This is a genomic window from Auraticoccus monumenti, from assembly GCF_900101785.1.
GTDB lineage: Bacteria > Actinomycetota > Actinomycetes > Propionibacteriales > Propionibacteriaceae > Auraticoccus > Auraticoccus monumenti.
Map to the genome: position 1 here is coordinate 1,102,665 of NZ_LT629688.1, position 15,430 is coordinate 1,118,094.

The 15,430-nt window shown below is 73.8% G+C and carries 11 protein-coding genes and 1 pseudogene; 2 read left to right on the top strand and 10 right to left on the bottom strand.

Annotated elements, in window-relative coordinates; translation table 11 throughout:
* The first annotated feature begins 100 nt into the window (after positions 1-100).
* Positions 101-2,149 (top strand): choice-of-anchor I family protein, encoded by a 2,049-nt coding sequence (locus tag BLT52_RS05095; protein WP_197679196.1) that lies wholly within the window; start codon positions 101-103, stop codon positions 2,147-2,149.
* 126 nt (positions 2,150-2,275) lie between these two features.
* Here the strand turns inward: BLT52_RS05095 and BLT52_RS05100 are convergent, their stop codons facing one another.
* The 3 genes from BLT52_RS05100 to BLT52_RS05110 all read right to left on the bottom strand — a co-directional run bounded on the left by BLT52_RS05100 (position 2,276) and on the right by BLT52_RS05110 (position 6,645).
* Positions 2,276-4,582, bottom strand: coding sequence for a sensor histidine kinase (locus tag BLT52_RS05100; protein WP_090591249.1), 2,307 nt, complete (start codon positions 4,580-4,582; stop codon positions 2,276-2,278).
* Between the two features lie 132 nt (positions 4,583-4,714).
* A complete protein-coding gene (locus BLT52_RS05105; RefSeq protein WP_090591251.1) occupies positions 4,715-6,079 on the bottom strand; it encodes a glucose-6-phosphate dehydrogenase in 1,365 nt (454 codons plus the stop codon).
* A complete protein-coding gene (locus BLT52_RS05110; protein WP_090591254.1) occupies positions 6,076-6,645 on the bottom strand; it encodes a type 1 glutamine amidotransferase domain-containing protein in 570 nt (189 codons plus the stop codon). Before BLT52_RS05110 ends, BLT52_RS05105 begins: the two co-directional genes overlap by 4 nt.
* Before the next feature lie 343 nt (positions 6,646-6,988).
* On the opposite strand from BLT52_RS05110, the gene BLT52_RS05115 reads away from it, so the two are divergent.
* Positions 6,989-7,882 carry a carbon-nitrogen hydrolase family protein gene (locus BLT52_RS05115; RefSeq protein ID WP_197679197.1) on the top strand — a complete coding sequence of 298 codons (894 nt, stop codon included), beginning with the start codon at positions 6,989-6,991 and terminating at the stop codon, positions 7,880-7,882.
* Between the two features lie 98 nt (positions 7,883-7,980).
* Here the strand turns inward: BLT52_RS05115 and BLT52_RS05120 are convergent.
* From BLT52_RS05120 to BLT52_RS05150, 7 genes and pseudogenes are all read right to left on the bottom strand, one after another.
* Positions 7,981-8,776 (bottom strand): annotated as a pseudogene (locus BLT52_RS05120) (serine hydrolase).
* Positions 8,777-8,783: 7 nt separating this feature from the next.
* On the bottom strand, positions 8,784-9,533 hold the full coding sequence (locus tag BLT52_RS05125) for a type 1 glutamine amidotransferase (RefSeq protein WP_090591257.1): 750 nt from the start codon (positions 9,531-9,533) through the stop codon (positions 8,784-8,786).
* Positions 9,530-10,630 (bottom strand): ABC transporter ATP-binding protein, encoded by a 1,101-nt coding sequence (locus BLT52_RS05130; protein ID WP_090591258.1) that lies wholly within the window; start codon positions 10,628-10,630, stop codon positions 9,530-9,532. The genes BLT52_RS05125 and BLT52_RS05130 overlap by 4 nt, the downstream gene beginning before the upstream one ends.
* On the bottom strand, positions 10,623-11,783 hold the full coding sequence (locus BLT52_RS05135) for an ABC transporter ATP-binding protein (protein ID WP_090591260.1): 1,161 nt from the start codon (positions 11,781-11,783) through the stop codon (positions 10,623-10,625). Before BLT52_RS05135 ends, BLT52_RS05130 begins: the two co-directional genes overlap by 8 nt.
* Positions 11,780-12,724 carry an ABC transporter permease gene (locus BLT52_RS05140; RefSeq protein ID WP_197679199.1) on the bottom strand — a complete coding sequence of 315 codons (945 nt, stop codon included), beginning with the start codon at positions 12,722-12,724 and terminating at the stop codon, positions 11,780-11,782. The genes BLT52_RS05135 and BLT52_RS05140 overlap by 4 nt, the downstream gene beginning before the upstream one ends.
* On the bottom strand, positions 12,717-13,721 hold the full coding sequence (locus BLT52_RS05145; protein ID WP_090591262.1) for an ABC transporter permease: 1,005 nt from the start codon (positions 13,719-13,721) through the stop codon (positions 12,717-12,719). The genes BLT52_RS05140 and BLT52_RS05145 overlap by 8 nt, the downstream gene beginning before the upstream one ends.
* Positions 13,722-13,751: 30 nt before the next feature.
* Positions 13,752-15,404, bottom strand: a complete 1,653-nt coding sequence (locus BLT52_RS05150) for a peptide ABC transporter substrate-binding protein (RefSeq protein WP_090591264.1) — start codon at positions 15,402-15,404, stop codon at positions 13,752-13,754.
* Positions 15,405-15,430 lie beyond the last annotated feature (26 nt).

A 15,430-nucleotide genomic window follows, 5' to 3' on the forward strand; every position in this document is an offset into this window, starting at 1 on the left:
GGTGGCGCCCGCGTCGTTCACACCGGCGTCGCCTGCCGTTCACGGCTCCGCGATGAGGTGGGCCGGCGGCGCGGGCCGCACCGAGCACACGGAGGCAGGAATGGGTTCCCACCGGATGGTGCGTCGCACCGGGGTCGTCGCGGCGGGGGTCCTCGCCCTCGGGTGCTCGTTGTCCCTCGGCGTGGTCGGCGCGCAGGCGGACCTCGTCCCCGAGCCGGTCCGGCTCGACGCGGAGGACGCCGCCCTGACCCTGGAGCCGGTGGGCCAGTACGAGACCGGCACCATCGACGAGGGCGCGGCCGAGATCGTCGCCCACCACCCGGGCACGCAGCGGCTGCTGGTGGTCAACGCGGCCGCCGGCCGGGTGGACGTCCTGGACGTGGCCGACCCCACCCAGCCCACCAGGCTCTTCGAGCTCGAGACCGCCGACGTCACCGCGGAGGGCGCGGTGGCCAACTCCGTGGCCGTGCGCGCGGACGGCCTGGTGGCCGTGGCCGTGGAGGCGCCCGAGAAGACCGACAACGGCTGGCTCGCCTTCTTCGACGTCTCCGGCGACGGCTCCTCGCTGGGCGCGGTCCAGGTCGGCGCCCTGCCGGACATGGTGACCTTCTCCCCCGACGGGGCCTCCGCGCTGGTGGCCGACGAGGGTGAGCCGGCCGAGGACTACTCCGCCGACCCCGAGGGCACGGTGGGCGTGGTCGCGCTGCCCGACGAGGTGGCCGCACCCAGCCAGGAGGCCGTCCGGCTTGCCGACTTCGAAGGGCTGCCCGAGGCGCAGCTCGAGGAGCTGCACCTGGCCGGCCCCACGGCTCCAGGTGCCGACCCCGTGCTGGCCCTGATCGAGCCGGAGTACATCACCGTCTCCGCCGACTCGACCACGGCCTGGGTCAGCCTGCAGGACAACAACGCGCTGGCCGTGCTGGACGTCGGGGCGGCCGAGGTCACCGAGCTGCTCCCGCTCGGCGTGCAGGACCGGCGGGTCGTGCCGGCCGATCTCTCCGACCGCGACGGGCCCGACGGCGAGGGCGCCATCAGCATCCGCAGCTGGCCGGTCAGCTCGATGCTGCAGCCGGACGCGATCGACTCCTACACCGTGGACGGGGAGACCTACGTCGTCACCGCCAACGAAGGCGACTCCCGCGACTGGGAGGGCTACTCCGAGGTGGCCCGCATCAAGGACCTGGGTGAGGACGGGCTGCCGCCGCTCTGCGCGACGACCGAGGCCTCGGCGCTGACCGGGGACGCCGAGCTCGGGCGCCTGAACATCTCCACCGCCGCCGGGCTGTCCGAGGACGGCAGCTGCATCGAGGAGCCGACGGCCTTCGGCGGGCGCTCGTTCAGCATCCTCGACGCCGACGGCAACCGGGTCTTCGACTCCGCCGACGCCTTCGAGCAGATCACCGCCGAGGCCGTCCCGGAGTTCTTCAATTCCAACCACTCCGAGTCCCGTCTGGACGCCCGCTCCGACGACAAGGGCCCCGAGCCCGAGGCGGTCACCGTCGGCGAGGTCGACGGCCGCAGCTACGCCTTCATCGGCTTCGAGCGGATCGGCGGGATCGCCGTCTTCGACGTCACCGTGCCCGCGGGGTCCTCCTTCGTCAGCTACGTGAACAACCGCGACTTCTCGGTGTCGGTGGAGGACGAGCCCGAGGCGCTGGACCGGGCCGGGGACCTGGGCCCGGAGGGTGTCGTCTTCATCGCCGCGGCCGACTCCCCGACCGGGGAGCCGATGCTGGCGGTCGGCAACGAGGTCTCCGGCACCACCACCCTGTACGAGGTGGTCCCGGCCGCGGCGCCCAGCCCGGAGCCGACCCCCACTCCCGAGCCGACGCCGGACCCGACCCCCAGCCCGGAGCCGACACCCGGCCCCGAGCCGACGCCGAGCACGGAGCCCACGTCCCAGCCGACCCCGACCGCCGGGCCGACGCCCGGGGTGGAGCCGACCGCCACGGAGCAGCTGACGACGGCCCCGGCCGCCGAGCCCTCCGGCGTCGCCCCCGCTCCGGCGGACGGTGCCGGGCCCGGGGCCTCCGATGGGACGGAGGGGCTCGCCGCGACCGGTGTCCCCGCCGGGACGGTCGCCGCGCTCGCCCTGGGTGCGCTGGCCGTGGTCGGCTCGATCATCCTGCTGCGCCACGCCCGCCCCTGAACCGGCTGGCCGCTGACCGAGGGTCCCCCAGCGGGACCCGCCTGGCCTCTGGTCGGCGGGAGCACCTCCCCACCGTCGACGAGGATCTCTTCCGGAACCTCCGTCGGGTGCGGGCGACCGCCCCGGTCAGCCGCGGAGGCTGCCGACCTCGTCGCCGGCAGGCACGCCGGCTGGGGTGGCGTCCGGCTCGGCGGCGACCCGCGTGGCCGGTTCCCCGGTGACCGGCGCGTCCCGGCCCCCGGAGGTCGCGTGCCGGCCCCCGGAGGTCGCGCTCCGGCCCCCGGAGGTCGCGTCCTGGCCCTCGCTGGTGACGTGGTCCTGGCCCGCGGCGACCGCGTCGTGGCCGCCGGCGGGGAGCTCGACGGTGAACGTGGTGTGCGACCACGGTTCGCTGCTGACGCCGAGCGTGCCACCCATGGCCCGGACCAGCTGGCGGGCGATCGACAGACCCAGTCCGGTGCCCTCCTTGGCCCGGGTGTCGCTCTGGTCGGCCTGGACGAACCGGTCGAAGACCTCGTCCAGCTTGTCCGCCGGGATACCTGGTCCGTGGTCGGTGACGTCGAAGCAGACCGCACCACGTCCTCCCAGCCCGGACGGGTCCCCGCGCACCGCCACGGCCACCTCGGTGCACTCGGGGGCGTACTTGGCGGCGTTGGAGAGCAGGTTGGTGAGGACCTGCTGGATCCGGTCCTGGTCGCCGTGGACCACGAGGGGCTGGTCGCCGGCGTCCAGGACCAGCTCGACCGCACGCTCGGTCAGGAGGAGCCGGCCCTGGTCGACGGCCCGCCGGGCCAGCACGGCCGCGTCGTGGTCGGCGACCGACAGCGGGAAGCGTCCGGACTGCAACCGGCCCACGTCGAGCAGGTCCTCGACCAGACGGCTCAGCCGGTCGGCGCTGTCGGAGGCGATGCGCACCAGGGGGGCGGCCTGCGGGGCGAGCGGCCCCAGCCTCTCGTTGGCCATCAGCCCCAGCACACCGCGGATCGAGGTGAGCGGGGTGCGCAGCTCGTGGCTCACGGTGGAGACGAACTCCGACTTCATCCGCTCCACGCGGTCCTGCTCGCGGAGGTCCCGGAACACCATCACGCAGCCCGCCGTGCCGGCGTGGCGGGTGAGCGGGCTGACCGTCATCTGCACCGGGATGGAGGTGCCCTCCCGGCCCACGCAGCGGGTGCGACCGGTGCTGACCCGACCGTGCTCGACGGCCTCGCCGATCCAGGCCTCCGGCTGGCGCAGGGCCCCCTCGCCGCCCGTCCCGTCGAGGACGTCGGTCATCGGACGGCCGATCAGCTCGGTGGGAGACCAGCCCAGCAGGGCCACCGCCGCCGGGTTGGTGTAGGTGAGGTGGCCGTCCAGGTCCGCGGCCAGGATCCCGTCCCCGACCGACCCGGCCACCGCGGCCGACATCTCCGCGGTCTCGCGCAGCTGCTCGGTGCGCTCGTCCACCAGGGTGCTCAGCTGCCGACGCAGCCGCACGTCGTCGTAGGTGACCAGCAGCTCGCGGAGGGCGACGGCCACCACGGCCAGCACGGCCACGAGCTGGGTGGCCAGGGCCGCCTGGTCCAGCTCACCGGCCGTGAGCACGACCGCGGCGGTGACCAGGCAGGCGTACACGGTGAAGGTCCCCAGGAGAGGACGCTCCACCCCGGCCGTCGGCGCGGCGGGGGCCGGGTTGTCCCGGGCCAGGACGGCGACGGCGATGCTCAGGTAGCCGACGAACCAGCCCAGGTCGGTGGGCTCCCCGGTGATGCCGTAGCCCGCCGACATCTCCCGCAGCGCGAACCCGGTGTCGGCGACGGTGATGCAGAGGAACCCGACCGCGGCGGCGAAGAAGCGTTCGTAGTCGGCGCGGTGCGAGCGCAGCACCATGATGACCAGCACCGTGACCACGACGCAGTCGGCGGCCGGCAGCACCAGGAGGAACAGGCTCCGGTCGTCCAGGCCCACGTCGGGCCGCACCTGCGAGGCGACCACGAAGAGGATGCCGAGCAGGGAGAAGCAGACGACCAGCCCGTCGGCCAGGATCCGTCCCAGCTCGACCCTGCTCAGCACGACCGAGGGGAAGAAGAAGGCCGCTGCGGAGCTGACCAGCAGCGCGGTGATGGTGAACAGCACCACCGCGGGTGCCGACAGGCCCGTCTCCGGCAGCAGCAGCACCGCGTTGCCCGCGGCGGCCAGCAGCGAGCTCAGCGTGAACAACCGCCAGGCCCGTCGTCGCTGGGGGTTGGTGGACAGCCTGGCCCGCACCCACAGGGCCACCGTGGTGACGAGGATAACCGCCATCACGCCCCAGTCGCTGACCGTGGCCCGCACCGGGCGGGGGAGGGGGCTCCACAGCACCGCGGCCATAACGACCACCACCACCGTGGCGGCGACGATGTGCCACCGTCGCGCCAGCACCCGTCGGGTGACGACGTCCACCGGATCCTCCATCAGGGTCGGCTACCGGACGCGCTGCGCCCGGTGCGGGACCCCCGACCCTCGCAGGCCGAACCTAGCGAGTCGCGCGGGCCACGTCACCTCCGCGGGTGCGCCCCTTCGCGGCAGCGACCCCCGTGCCGCCGGTCAGGAGGGGCCGTCGGAACCCGCCGCGTAGTCCTGCATCGGGACCTCGCCGGCCGCCCACGCCTCCCGGACCGGCGCGATGATCTCCCAGCAGCGCACGGCGACGTCCCCGCGGACGGAGAGACGGGCGTCGTCCTCGAAGGCGGCGTTGAGGACCTCGCCGTAGGGCTTCATCCGGGTCTCGCCGACCGCCCCGGTCAGGGTGCTGCGCTCCAGCTCGAAGGGCTCGCCGGTGCCGTTGGTGGCGAGCTGCAGCGTCAGGTGCCCGGTCTTGAGGTCGATCAGCAGGGTCTCCGGGCCGCCCGTCCCCTCCAGACCCGGGGTGCGGTGCGCGGTCGGGCGGAGGGTGAGCCGCACCTCGTTCCTGTTCTCCGCGAGCGCCTTGCCCGAGCGCAGCCGGAAGGGGACCCCGGCCCAGCGCTCGGTGTCCACCCGGCAGGTGATCTCCGCGTAGGTCTCGGTCTCCAGCGACGGGTCGACGTCCTCCTCCTCCACGTAGGAGGGCAGCTCCCGCCCGTCCACCGAGCCCGCGGTGTAGCGGCCGCGGCGGCTGGAGGCGACCGGGTCGTCGTCCCAGACGCTGGTGGCCCGCAGCGCGTGGGCCATCTGGTCGCGCAGGTCCACGGCGTCGACCCGGGCCGGCGGCTCCATGGCCACCATCGCCAGCACCTGCAGCAGGTGGCTCTGCACCATGTCGACCAGGGCGCCGGTGCCGTCGTAGAAGCCGGCGCGGCCCTCCAGCCCGAGCGTCTCGTCGTAGACGATGTCGACCGACTCGACGTGCACCCCGCTCCAGACCTGGGCGAAGAGCCGGTTGGCCAGCCGCAGACCCAGCAGGTCCAGCGTGGCGGGCAGGGCGAGGAAGTGGTCCACCCGGTGGATGTCCTCCTCACCGACCAGGGTGTGCAGCTCCTCGTTCAGCTGGGCCGCGCTCTCGGCGTCGGTGCCGAAGGGCTTCTCGGCGACGATCTTGAAGTCCTCGGGCAGGTCGAGCTCGCGCAGCGCCTGGCAGACCTTGATCGACACCGCCGGCGGCAGCGCCAGGTACAGCACCAGGCGTCCCTCGGCGCGCCCCAGCACCTCCCGCAGCTGGTCGGCCTCGGAGGGGTCGGCCTGCACCCACTCGGTGTTCTCGAGCAGGAAGGACTCGGCCTCGCGGGTGCGGGACTCCTCGTCGAAGGCGGCGCCGACCTGCTCGCGCCACTCCTCGTCGGAGAGCTCCGAGCGGCCGGTGCCCACCAGCCGGATCCGGTGCTCCGGGCGGACGGCCAGCAGACCGGCCAGCCCGGGGAGCAGCAACCGCTCGAACAGGTCGCCGGAGGCGCCCGTCACCACCAGCGTGATCACCCCGTCCTGGCCGCTCATGCCTGCACCGGTCCCGGGTTCTGCGCCGACCCGTGGTGCAGGGCCTCCATCAGGGCGGAGTCGAACTGGGGGAGGTCGCCGGGGTTGCGGCTGGTGATCAGGTTGCCGTCGACCACCACGGCCTGGTCGACCCACTCACCGCCGGCGTTGGTGATGTCGGTGCGCAGGCTCGGCCAGGAGGTGAGGGTCCGCCCGCGCAGGACGTCGGCCTCGATCAGCGTCCAGGGCGCGTGGCAGATCGCCGCGACCGGCTTGCCCGACTCCACCAGCTCGCGGACCAGGGCCACCGCGGCGGTGTCGGTGCGCAGCGCGTCGGGGTTGGCCACCCCGCCGGGCAGCACCAGCGCGTCGTAGTCATCGGCACGGGCCTCGCCGACGGTGACGTCGACCGGGTGGGTGCCGGCCTTGTCCAGGTGCTCGAAGAGCTGCACGGTGCCCGGCTCGGGGCTGATCAGGACGGCGGTGTGGCCGGCGTCGGTCACGGCCTTCCAGGGATCGGTCAGCTCGGCGGACTCGATGCCCTCACCGGCCACCAGGAAGGCCACGGTCTTGTGGGAAGCGGTCATGGTCCTACTCTGCCCCGCGCCGCGTCCGGCGAAACACCGCCCCCGACGCTTCCCGTGCCGACGCGTGTGCACTAGCGTCGTGCCACCGGCGTGATCGACGCCGAACCTCTGAGGTCCGCCCCCAGCGCGGACCGGTCGCGAGGCAAAGGGACCCCGTCTCATGGTCGCTGCCACCGGACCGTCCGTGCGTCCCGTGCCGCAGCCGCTGGGGGGCGGGCCGGGGCGTGGAGGCCGGATGACAGCCAACAGCGCGTTCAAGCGACGGGTGCGGGCCCGCGCGGCCCGGACCGGTGAGTCCTACACCGCTGCCCTCCGGCACCTCCGATCCGTCGAAGGAGCTCTCGTGACCCGTCCCACCGACCGACCCGTGCGGCTGCGCATCGCCGTCGCCCAGACCACCCACCGCGACGACCCGGCCGACGCCGCCGGTGTCGCCGCCAACGGCGCCGAGGTGCGCGCCCTGATGGAACGCGCCCGCGGTGAGGGTGCCGACCTCATCCACCTCCCCGAGGCGACCCTCTGCTTCCCCAGCAAGCGGCGGCTGTCCTCCACCGAGCCGGAGCTGGGGGAGGCGGACTGGGACCGCTTCGCCTGGGACGCGCTCACCGCCGAGCTGCGGGAGGTCGCCGCCACCGCCGCGCGGCTCGGTCTGTGGACCGTGGTCGGGGCCCAGCACCGGCTGTCCGGGCCGACCCGCCCGCACACCAGCCTGTACGTGATCGGGCCCGACGGGTCGGTGGTGACCCGCTACGACGAGCGGGTGCTGTCCCACACCAAGGAGACGCTGATGTACACCCCCGGGCACCGCCCGGTCGTGGTGGACGTCGGCGGGGTGCGGCTCGGGCTGGCGTCCGGGCTGGAGGTCCACTTCCCGCACCTGTTCGCCGGGTACGCCGAGCAGGACGTCCACGGCGTGCTGTTCTCCACCGCGGGCCCGGGCGAGCCCGACCAGGCGGCGACCTTCGCCCGGGAGGCGCGGGCGCTGGCCAGCCAGTACTCGCTGTGGATGGGCTACGCCGCGCCGTCCAGCAACGCCCCGTGGGCGCCGTCGGGGTTGATCGACCCGCACGGGAGGTGGGTCGCCCGCTGCGCCGCGCAGGTCGAGCCGGACGTGGCGGTGGGGGACCTGGTGCACGACCCGGCCGACCCGGGCCGCCGCTGGCGCCGGAGCCTGCGGGGACGCACCGGCCCCACCCCGGTCGAGGACCCGCGCAGCGTGCAGCACACCACCTTCTGAGCCGGGCACCGCGCGGGCGGGCGGTGGTGGGGGCCTCCGGTCCCGACCACCCCCGCCCGCGCGCTGGCCCACCGGACCGGCGTCCGGCGACCCGGCCCTCAGGCGGTCAGGCCGACGGCGAGGGAGCCCACGGCTCGCAACGCCTCCGCGGCCTCGTCCTCACCGATCCCGCTGGTGCAGCCGGCCACCACCAGGGTGTCGGGGCCTGGCTCGCCGACGAAGGCGACGTCGTGGCGGATGGCGGTGACCGTGCCGGACTTGCTGCCCCGGACCACACCGTCGGGCACGTCGGCGGTCAGCAGCCGGTGCTCCTGCCGGGACAGCACGCCGGTCATCCAGCCGGTCCAGCGCGGGTCGCACAACCGGCCGGTGACCACGGCCGACATCAGCCGCACCAGCCCACCGGCCGTGACGACGTTGACCGGCCCGTCGCGCCGGGCCGGCCGCCCGGTCCCCGAACGGGCGTCCCATCCGCACCCCGTCCGCACCGGCGTCGGCCAGCACCCGGGCCACCGAGGTCAGCCCCAGCCGCTCGACCACCATGTTGGTGGCCTCGTTGGAGGAGACCACGATCATCCGCTCCACCACCTCCGACAGCGGCATGGTCGTCCCGGGTGGGGCCATCCCGGCGTCGACGTCGTCGGGGACCAGGCGGTAGGGCGGCTCGCCCGCCACCTGGCTCTCGAAGGTGTCACGGCTGACCAGCGGCTCGTCCAGGGTGGCGCTGCCGTGCTGCAGGGCCCGGGCCGCCGCCGCGAGGACGGCGAGCTTGACGGTGCTGGCGGCGTAGAACTCCCGGTCCGGCTGACGGGAGGCCAGCACGCGCCCGTCGGCGCGGGCCACCTGGAAGGCGACGACGGGGGTGCCGTCGCTGTAGTCGGAGACGAGTCCCATGGTGCTCCTAGCCCGACCCGGTGCGGGTCGTCCGGTCGGCCCGGGCCGTGACCACCCGGGAGAAGGCCCCCACCAGCAGCCGGGACTGGCGGAGGTTGGTCTGGCGGTCGGCCTCGGCGGAGGCCAGCAGGGCCGCGCGGTCGAGACCCTCCTCGGCCAGCGCCGACTCGTCCCAGGCGCGGAGCCGGTCGGCGTCGGCCTCGGGATGGAACTGCACCCCCCAGGCGCTCGTCCCGACCCGGAAGGCCTGGACCCGGCAGGCCTCGGAGGTGGCGAGCAGGACGGCCTGCGGCGGGGCGGTGGTGATGCTGTCACGGTGGTTCTGGATCATCCGCAACGTCCCCTCCGCCGCCAGCGGGGCCAGCAGCGGGTCCTCGACGGCGGCGGCGAGCAGCCGCACCGGGCAGGAGCCGCGCTCGGTCTCCCCGGACCGGCCGGTGACGGTCCCGCCGGCGCAGTGGGCCAGCAGCTGGGCGCCCAGGCAGATGCCCAGCACGGGCACCTCCTCGGCCACCGCCCGCTGCAGCAGCTCCCGCTCCGGTGCCAGCCAGGGGGCGGTGCCGTCCTCGTCGGGCAGCAGCCCGCCGCCGAGCAGCACCAGGGCGTCGAGGCCCTCCGGGCCGGCCGGCAGCGGCTCGCCGTCCCAGGCGGCGACGACCCGGGTGGACAGGCCCGCCTCGGCGAACCAGCCCAGCAGCCGACCGGGACCGCTGGTCGGGGAGTTCTGCACCAGCAGCACCGTCGGCCGTCGCCTCACGGGCGCGCCGCCCGCGACGCGACGGGCACGGCAGGGTCCGGCCCGCCCAACGGGAAGTGGCAGGCGCTGAGGTGTGACGCCGGCGCCTGCCCCGGCCTCGGCCCCGGCGCCGGGAGGCCGAGGTCGACCGGTCCGGTGAGCGGGGGGTCGACGTCGCGGCAGGACGCCGGGAGCTCGCCGTCGGCGCCCCGGGTCGGGGCCCACCAGCAGCGGGTGTGGAAGCGGCACCCGCTCGGGGGGTCGCTGGGTGAGGGCACGTCGCCCTCGAGCACGATCTCGGCGCGTTCGGAGCGCCGGGCGGGGTCCGGCAGCGGGACCGCCGACATCAGCGCCCGGGTGTAGGGGTGGCGGGGCTCGGTGTAGACCTGCCCGCGGGGACCGCTCTCCACCACCCGGCCGAGGTACATCACCGCGACGTCGTGGGCGATGTGGCGGACCACCGCCAGGTCGTGGGCGATGAACAGGTAGCTGACCCCCAGCTCGCGCTGCAACCGCCGCAGCAGGTTGATCACCTGCCCCTGCACGGAGACGTCGAGGGCCGAGACGGGCTCGTCGCAGACCAGCACCGAGGGACGCACGGCCAGCGCGCGGGCGATCCCGATCCGTTGCCGCTGCCCGCCGGAGAACTGGTGGGGGTAGCGGCTGACGTGGTCGGGGTTGAGCCCGACGAGGTCCAGCAGCTCGGCCACCGCCTGCTCGCGACGTCCTCGCGGGGCCGACTCGGGGTGCAGCGCGAACGCCTCCCCGACGATCTCCCCGACCGACATCCGGGGGTTGAGCGAGGTGTAGGGGTCCTGGAAGATCATCTGCACCTTGCGCCGGAGCACCCGCCGGGCGGCCCGGTCCATCGAGCTGACGTCCTCGCCCTCGAGCAGCACCTGCCCGGCGCTCGGCCGCTCCACCCCGACCAGCAGCCGGGCCAGCGTCGACTTGCCCGACCCGGACTCACCCACCAGCCCGAGCGTGCGCCCCCGCTGCAGCGTGAACGAGACCCCGTCCACCGCCTGCACCGAGCCCACCTCGTGCTTGACCAGCAGACCCGCCCGCACCGGGAAGTGCTTGACCAGGTCCCTCACCTCGAGCACGACGTCAGCCACCGGGCACCTCCTGGTCGCCGTCGGGGTCCTGCGCCCGGGGCCTCGCCCCCGACCGCGTCGGCGCCACGTCCTCCGGTGCCGACGCCGCGACCGCCGCGTGCTCGGCCGCCGAGTCAGCCAGCTGGGCCTCCGCGACGTGGCAGGCGGCCCGCTGGGCGGGGCCGACCAGCCGCAGCGCGGGTGGCGGATCGACCCGGCAGAGGTCCAGGGCCCGGGGGCAGCGGGGGTGGAAGGAGCACCCGGGCGGCAGGTCGACCAGCTCCGGCGGCCGGCCGGGGATGACGTCGAGCTCGGCGTCGTCGCCCAGCTCGCCGTCGAGGCGGGGCACCGAGCGGAGCAGGGCCGCGGTGTAGGGGTGGGAGGGTTGGTGGAAGGTCTCCAGCACCGGCGCCTGCTCGACCGCCCGGCCGGCGTACATCACCGTGACCCGGTCGGCCACGCTGGCCACCACGCCGAGGTCGTGGGTGATGAGCACCAGGGCCATCTGCCGCTCGGCCTGGATCTCGGCCAGCAGGGCCATGATCTGGGCCTGCACGGTCACGTCGAGCGCGGTGGTGGGCTCGTCGGCGATCAGCACCTGCGGGTCCATGGCCAGCGCCATGGCCAGCACCACCCGCTGGCGCATGCCGCCGGAGAACTGGTGCGGGAACTCCTTGACCCGCTGCCGGGCGGACGGGACCCGGACCAGGTCCAGCAGCTCGATCGCGCGCCGGCGCGCCTCCCGGCGGCTGGTGCCCTTGCGGGCCACCAGGGCCTCGGTCAGCTGGAAGCCGACGGTGTAGACGGGGTTGAGGGCGGCCAGCGCGTCCTGGAAGACCATCGCCACGTGCTCGCCGCAGTAGGCCCGGTGCTCGGCCCGGGGCAGCTGCAGCAGGTCGGTGCCGGCGAAGCGGACCGCGCCGCCGACGACCCGGGCCGGCGGGGTCTGCAGCAGACCCATCACGGCCAGCGAGCTCACCGACTTGCCCGAGCCGGACTCACCGACCACGGCCAGCGTCTCGCCGGCGTCGACGTGCCAGCTCAGGCCGTCCACCGCACGCACCACCCCGTCGGAGGTGGCGAACTCGACGACGAGGCCGTCGACCTCGAGCAGCGGGGCGGGGCGTGGCTCCGCCTCACCAGGGGCGTCAGGGGGCAGGGTCACGGTGCTCATCTCAGCTTCGGGTCCAGGGCGTCGCGCAGGCTGTCGCCCAGCACCACGAAGGCGAGCACGGTGGCGAGCAGGCACAGCAGCGGAGCGAGCAGCAGGTGGCGGGTGCCGGCGCTGAACCACTCCGAGCCCTCCGAGATCATGATCCCCCAGCTGACCGCCGGCGGGCTGATGCCGATGCCCAGGAAGGCCAGCACCGCCTCGGTGCTGATCACGCCCGCCACCGCGGTGGGGACGAGCGCGGTGACCGGTCCGATCGCGTTGGGCAGCACGTGGCGGAACATCACCCGCAGGTCCGAGGCCCCCAGCACCTTGGCCGCGGTGACGTAGTCGAGGTTCTTGGCCTCCAGCACGCTGGCCCGCACGTAGCGGGTGTAGCCCATCCAGCCGAAGGCGGTCAGCACGAGAGCCGGTTGCAGGATGCTGGTGAGCTGGCCGGTGCCCAGGTCGACGTTGCGGAACAGCGAGAGCAGCAGCAGGGCGGCCAGCAGCAGCGGGATGACCAGGAACACCTCGACCAGCCGCGAGACCACGACGTCCACCCAGCCCAGGTAGTAGCCGGAGAGGGTGCCCAGCACGAGCCCGATCACGACCGAGGCGCCCACCACCACGAAGGCCAGCAGCAGCGAGGGCTGGGCCCCGTGGACCAGCTGGGCGTAGACGTCGCAGCCGCGCACGTTGGTGCCCAGCAGGTGCTCACCGCCCAGGCCCTGCGGCGGCAGCCGGGACTCGCTGATGTCGCAGCGTCGCGGGTCCCTGCCGGTGAACAGACCCGGGACCACCGCCACCACGGCGAAGAACAGCACCACCAGGGTGGCGACCACCACCTCCGGGCGCCGGCGCAGCGTGCGGAAGGCGTCGGACCACAGGGTGCGCGGGTTGCCCACGGGGTCGGCGTGGCCGGTCCCCTCGGCCACCAGCGCGGTCGTGCTCGGGTCAGTCAAAGCGGATCCTCGGGTCCAGGGCGGCGTAGAGCAGGTCCACCACGATCATGACCGCGACCGTCACCACGGCGAGCAGGGTGACGATGCCGACCACGACCGAGACGTCGGAGTCGCGGACGGCGCCCCACAGCACCCCACCCATGCCGTAGACGTTCATCAGCCCCTCCGTGACCACCGCGCCGGCCAGCGCCTCGGTGAACACGAAGCCGATCGCGGTGACCACCGGGATGGAGGAGTTGCGCACGATGTGGAACAGCGTGACGTGCCGCTCGCCCAGTCCCTTCGACCGGGCGGTGCGGACGTGGTCGGCGTTGTAGTTCTCCAGCTGGGCGGCTCGGACCAGCCGGATGAAGGCGGCCGAGCCCGCCAGCCCCAGCAGCACCGCCGGCACCACGATGGTCGCCCAGGGGTGGTCGGCGGAGAACGAGGGCCGGAACAGCAGGGCCGGCAGCGAGTCCCTGCCGAAGGTCTCCTGGGCCCAGCGGCTCATCGGCACGGTGACCACGAACTTGTAGACCAGCAGCATCACGAACACCGGGAAGGCGTCGATGAGGATGGAGCCCGCCCGGATGCCGTGGTCGGCGGGCCGGCCCCGGAAGCGGGCGGCCAGCGAACCCAGCGTCATGCCGATCACCAGCCAGGTGAGGGAGACCACCGCGAACAGCCGCAGCGTGTTCGGCGCGGCGGTGGCCACGATCTCGGTGACCTCACGGCCGCGCAGGTCGGTGCCGAAGTCGCCGGTGGCGTAGGCGCCCAGCCGGTCCAGGAAGGGCCCGACGCACGGGTTGCCGACCTGGTTGTAGCAGGGGTCGCCGAGCCCGTAGCGCTCCGAGACCGCCTGCACCTGCGCCGCCGTCGGCACCCGGTCGCCGAAGAAGGCCAGCGCCGGGTTGCCGTTGAGCTGGATGGCCAGGGTGGTGAGCAGGTGCAGCAGGGCCATCACCAGGAAGAGGGTGAGCACCCCCTGCAGCAGCCGTCGCGCGACGTAGCGCCCCACCCCGTTCGTCCTCCGCCCCTCGACCCGTCCTCAGGACAGCTCGAGCAGGCGCAGCTTGACCGCTCCGCTGAACGGGTCGAGCACCACGTTGCCGACCCGGTCGCTGTGGAAGGTGGTGACCTGGCTGAAGCTGATCGGGATCGTCGGGAAGTCCTCGGCCAGCAGCAGCTCGGCCTCGGCGTACTTCGCGACGGCCGCCTCCAGGTCCTCGGCCCGGTCGCCCTCGGCGATCAGGGACTCGAAGTCCTCGTTGTAGTAGCCGAAGCCGTTCCCGCTCTCGGCGCTGCCACCGCCGTAGACCGGACCCAGGTAGTTCTCGTTCAGCGGGTAGTCGGGGAACCAGTTGGCGCGGAAGGGGCCCTCGAAGTCGCGGGCGGTGCGGCGGGCGAAGTAGTCCGGGCTGGGATCGAGCTCGTAGGGGATGCCCAGGTTGAGGCTGATCTGGTCACCGATGGCCTGGAAGTACTGCAGCTGCGTCTCGTCGGTGCCCAGGTGGATGGTCAGCGTCTCGCCCTCGGGCCAGCCGCCGGCCGCCTCGAGGGCCTGCTCGGCCGCCGCGACGTCGAAGGTGCACCACTCGCAGGTGCCGGCCCGGCCACCGGGGACGCCCTCGGGGACGACCCAGCTGTCGGCCGGGGTGCCCTGCCCGGGGAGCACGGCGTCGATCACGGCCTGCCGGTCGATGGCCATCGAGATGGCCTTGCGCAGCTCGATGTCGTCCCAGGGCTCGCCGCGGTACAGCGGGAAGCCGAGGTAGGTCAGCGCAGCCCCGGCGACCTGCACCCTGCGGGTGGACAGGTCGGGGTCGTTGTTGGCCTGCTGCCACTCCGCCGGCGGCGGGGTGCCGGTGTCGAGGACGCCGGCCTGGAAGTCGGGCCAGGAGGAGGAGCCGGAGTACTCGGTCCACTCGATCCGGTCGTAGCCCGGGGTCTCCTCACCGGCGTAGTCGGCGTACCTGGTCGCGGTCAGCGACTGGCCCTGCTGCCACTGCTCCACCTGGAACGGGCCGTTGCCGATGGGCTGGGTGGCGCAGCCCTCGATGTCGTCCAGGCAGGCCTGGGCGATGGGGAAGAAGCCGGTGTAGCCGAGCATGGTGTCGAAGCCGGCGAAGGGCCCGGCCAGGGTCACCTGCAGGGTCAGCGGGTCGACGACCTCCAGACCGGACAGGGTGTCGGCGGTGGGCTCGGTGCTGACCGTGACGTTGCCCTCCTCGTCCTCCTCGTACTCGCCCTGCATCTCGTCGTAGCCGGCGATGCGCTCGAAGAAGTAGTTGTTGGCCATCGCGTTCGGGCCGTAGGCGGCGTGGTCCCAGGCCCGGACGAAGGCCTCGGCGTCGACCGGCTCGCCGTTGTGGAAGGTGAACCCGTCCTTGATCGTGATGGTCCAGACCACGTTGTCCTCGGTGCTGATGTCCTCGGCCACGTAGTTGTAGGGCTCGGTGGTGGCCGGGTCGTAGCGCACCAGTCCGCTGTAGACCACGTCGAGCACCGCGATGTTGTCCCCCACGTTGGAGTCCATCGGCAGCAGGGTGTCGACGTCCTGGGTGAGGGCCATCCGCACCGTGGTGTCGCCGCCGCCACCTCCGTCACCACCGCCGCCGCCGGCGTCACCGCCGCCGGAGGAGCAGCCGGTCAGGAGCAGGGCGAGCGCAGCGGGTGCTGCCAGGAGCCGGGTGGTCTTCATTCGGTGTCCTCCGAGGAGCCGACCAC

Coding starts and splice junctions, on each gene's coding strand:
- BLT52_RS05095 (WP_197679196.1), top strand. CDS start 101: ATGGGTTCCCACCGGATGGTGCGTCGCACCGGGGTCGTCGCGGCGGGG.
- BLT52_RS05100 (WP_090591249.1), bottom strand. CDS start 4,582: ATGGAGGATCCGGTGGACGTCGTCACCCGACGGGTGCTGGCGCGACGG.
- BLT52_RS05105 (WP_090591251.1), bottom strand. CDS start 6,079: ATGAGCGGCCAGGACGGGGTGATCACGCTGGTGGTGACGGGCGCCTCC.
- BLT52_RS05110 (WP_090591254.1), bottom strand. CDS start 6,645: ATGACCGCTTCCCACAAGACCGTGGCCTTCCTGGTGGCCGGTGAGGGC.
- BLT52_RS05135 (WP_090591260.1), bottom strand. CDS start 11,783: ATGAGCACCGTGACCCTGCCCCCTGACGCCCCTGGTGAGGCGGAGCCA.
- BLT52_RS05150 (WP_090591264.1), bottom strand. CDS start 15,404: ATGAAGACCACCCGGCTCCTGGCAGCACCCGCTGCGCTCGCCCTGCTC.